The sequence below is a fragment of the Bradyrhizobium retamae genome, assembly GCF_001440415.1.
Taxonomy (GTDB): Bacteria; Pseudomonadota; Alphaproteobacteria; order Rhizobiales; family Xanthobacteraceae; genus Bradyrhizobium; species Bradyrhizobium retamae.
In genome coordinates, this window is the sequence record NZ_LLYA01000063.1 from 1 (window position 1) to 3,377 (window position 3,377).

Consider the following 3,377-nt stretch of genomic DNA (forward strand, 5'->3'; position numbering starts at 1 on the left):
TCCCGCGCCTTCGTTCAATCCGGCTTCAATGAGGTCGCGTCATAAGCGCCTGCCGTGCCCTCGCGTGAGCGCGACCTCACAGAACCCTCCAGATTGAACCCTCCAGATTCCCTTTTAGGAGCAAATCAGATTCAAGGCTGCTTTTGGGGAGGCAGTCTTGGGTGTGATGGACCGGTTGGTTTTGAGCGACGCGGCGTGGGAGCGGATGGCTCCCCTGATTATAGGTCGGCCTGACCAGAAGGGCTCCACCGGGCGCGACAACCGGATGTTTGTCGAAGGTGTGCTGTGGATCGTGCGTACGGGCGCTCCCTGGCGTGATCTTCCGGAAGCGTTCGGGGAATGGAACAGTGTATTCCGTCGCTTCAGTAGATGGAGCGTCAAGGGTGTTTGGTGGCGCATCTTTGAGGCGATATCCGATGATCCGGATTTCGAATATCTGATCGTCGATTCCACGATCGTCCGAGCCCACCAGCACGCTGCCGGGGCCAAAAAAGGGGGTCTGAAGATCAGGCGCTCGGCCGCTCGCGCGGTGGCCTGAGCACCAAGATACATCTGGCCGTTCGAGGCTTGGGATGTCCCGTGCGGTTCATCCTTACCGCAGGTCAAAAGGGCGATGCACCGCAAGCCGCCGCATTGATCGAGGGATTGGCCGCCGAAGTCGTCATGGCCGACACGGCCTATGACGCCGATCACTTGCGCCAGGCCATCGCGGCCAAAGGCGCGCTCGCCGTCATCCCCAACAACCCGTCACGCGCGCTCAAATATCCGCTCGACAAGCATCTCTATGCCCAGCGCCATCTCGTGGAATGCTGCTTCTCAAAACTCAAGCAATTCCGCCGCGTCGCAACCCGCTTCGAAAAGACCGCCCGAAACTACCGTGCCGTCGTCACTCTCGCAGCCATCATCTTATGGATGCGGGAAATGTCCACACCACCTAAGGCTGTTTTCGTAGACCGCGAAGGAGCCCGACGGGCGATTTCGGAGCCAACGTCTTCCGATGTTCTCACAGCCGTCATCAAGCTGTCCGGTATCATCGTTCCCCAAATGGCCGCAGTTAGGCCTGAAGACGCGACTGCGCGCCAGGCGCGTGGAGATCTCGCGCCTGGGGCCGGCGATTCGGTCAGTGCACTGTCAATCGGCCCTTTAATTGCGGGTTGTTGTCAAGCTACCATTCTTTCTCTCCAGTGACACGCCGGCAGCGATTGCTCCGTCGGAGCTGGTCGGTGTCATTCAGAGCCAGGATGGCGTTGGTCGGCTCGCGGCGCAAATTGCCCTCATACTTGGAAGAGGGCCCGACGGCTGTTAGCAGCTTGGGATCGGTTGTCGTCGCCCCGATTGCGCTCCGGATCTGGCGCATCTATTTGCGGACGGCATCGAGGAAGGCCAGACTGGCATTCTCCATCAGATGCCAACGATCTGCGACCCGTACCGCGTGCGGCACGGCCTTCGCCGCGGCTTCGCCATATCCTCCGCGATCACGGGCGACGATCGCGATGGTGGGATGAGCAGCGAGCCAGCCTGGGGTGGTCGCGGGCTGACTACCCTGCGCTTTTCCGGATTGCAGATGATGCTGGGTGTCGGTGATTGCGCCGCCAAGCCCAGTCATCAATGCCGATAACCCTGAGAGGTCAGCTGGCCGACGGCTACGGTGTCGGAACACGCGCGGGAGCGTATCCTCACTCACCAGCAGCATCTGCCGTTTTGGGGAGCCTGCCGCCGGTCGTCCGCCGAGCGCCAGACCAAAGTGATGGACGATCGCGTCCAGCCTCGCGGTCCGTCGCGCCGATGGAGCCAGTACCCCTTCAGCAAAGCGCTCAGTGAAGACCTGGCGCCCACATAGGACGGCGTTGCAGCGGAAGCGGCGGACGTCGCGAGCGCGACCGCCACGACGACCGGTTCTCCCAGCATCACCGACGGATGCACGCCAGCTCTACTTCTGATTGTCTCCCGCAGACGACGAAAGGATGGGCAGGATTCTAAACTAAGCTCGGCCGCCGCCGGCCCGGTTGTTGCCCCAGAAGCGCTATCAAGCTCTAATTTGTCGGAGGCCGTCGCGGACGAGATCAAACGGGACGCAACCAGCACGCGCCATTCATCCGGCCGCTATGCAGATACTTATCTCCAAATATCGGAGCAGATCATCAAAGCGCTTCCTTCCGGCATATGCGAAAAGGCGCTTCGGCGGGGAGCGCGCTTCAGTGCGCTCCCCCTCTCTATGGTGAGCGTCATCCAGGGACCACGCGCTGAGGGCTGATTTGGTGGGTTAGGAAGATCTCGTGGACTGAATCATCACGAGGTCTCGCCATGTTTAAGGATAGTCGTAAGGATAGCGATACGGATAGGCATACGCCTATCCTCAAGGAGCCTTTCGACACGCTGCAGCGTGTCGAGATCATCACTGGGGCCGGCCGGCGACGGCGCTGGTCGGCCGATGCGAAGGCGGCGATTGTCGCGGAGAGTTTTGCGCTGGGTGCAAGCGTGTCCGCGGTGGCACGGCGACACGACATCAGGCCAAGTCTGTTGTTTCTCTGGCGTCGCCAGGCCACGCGGGCGCAGGTCGCGGAGCGCGGGGACAGAGGCATGCCACCTGGCTTTGTGCCGGTCGCGATCACCGGCTGCGGGGGCCAATTGCCGAGTGAAGAGCAGGCGGCGATCGAGATCGAGGTCGGCGCGGTTCGCATCCATGTCAGGGGAACAGTCGACCGGCGGGCGCTGTGCGAGGTGCTGGCGGCAGTCGGGACGGTTGGCCGATGATCGGGCTCCGACCTGGGTTGTCGATCTGGATCGGTACGCATCCGACGACGGCCGCGCAACGATTACGCGCGCGCATAGACGGTCTGGGTTATGATGGTCGCTAGCCGGTTGAGACGTTCAGGTTGCGACGGACCGCTGATCAGAGGTTTTTTTCGACCGCGCGTAGCCTTTTCCATTCCCAAGGAAGCAGCTCGTGCAGGCGCGAGGCAGGCAGATCGGCGATACGGGCCAGAACATCGGCGAGCCAGGCTTGCGGGTCGACATCGTTGAGGCGTGCGGTGGTGAGAAGCGTCAGCATGACAGCGGCGCGGTCTGCCCCGCGCTGAGAACCGGCAAAGGTCCAATTGCGTCTTCCGAGAGCGATACCGCGCAGCGCTCTTTCCGCAGCGTTGTTGGTCAGGCAGATTCTGCCATCATCAAGGAAGCGGGCGAAGTCGGCCCAGCGCTTGAGCATGTAGTCGATCGGCTCGCGAACCGCGGAGGAGCGCGAGAGTGTGGCGCGTTCGGTGGTCACCCATTCGTGCATCGCATCGAACAGCGGCTTGCTCTTTTGCTGTCGCACGCTAAACCGCTCGGCGGCGGTCAAGCCGTTGATCTCGCGCTCGATGACGAAGAGTGCATCG

General features: G+C 61.8%; 3 protein-coding genes and 1 pseudogene. 2 read left to right on the forward strand and 2 right to left on the reverse strand.

Annotated features, from left to right (window positions below):
- Positions 1 to 157: 157 nt before the first annotated feature.
- Positions 158 to 918 (forward strand): annotated as a pseudogene (locus tag CQ13_RS40750) (IS5 family transposase); the annotation flags it as partial.
- 439 nt (positions 919 to 1,357) lie between these two features.
- Here CQ13_RS40750 and CQ13_RS42740 read toward each other — a convergent pair.
- Entirely contained in the window at positions 1,358 to 1,606 is a 249-nt protein-coding gene (locus tag CQ13_RS42740) for a hypothetical protein (RefSeq protein WP_057842679.1), read from the reverse strand.
- 698 nt (positions 1,607 to 2,304) lie between these two features.
- Between CQ13_RS42740 and tnpA the strand changes: the two genes are divergently transcribed.
- A complete protein-coding gene (tnpA, locus tag CQ13_RS09290) occupies positions 2,305 to 2,754 on the forward strand; it encodes an IS66-like element accessory protein TnpA (protein WP_057842680.1) in 450 nt (149 codons plus the stop codon).
- A gap of 139 nt (positions 2,755 to 2,893) precedes the next feature.
- On the opposite strand, the gene CQ13_RS09295 is transcribed toward tnpA, so the two are convergent.
- On the reverse strand, positions 2,894 to 3,377 hold a 484-nt coding region (locus tag CQ13_RS09295), incomplete at its 5' end, for an IS66 family transposase (RefSeq protein ID WP_156433474.1).

Excerpts from the sequence above, each read along its gene's own strand:
- CQ13_RS42740 (WP_057842679.1), bottom strand. The coding sequence starts at position 1,606 with ATGACTGGGCTTGGCGGCGCAATCACCGACACCCAGCATCATCTGCAA.
- tnpA (WP_057842680.1), top strand. The coding sequence starts at position 2,305 with ATGTTTAAGGATAGTCGTAAGGATAGCGATACGGATAGGCATACGCCT.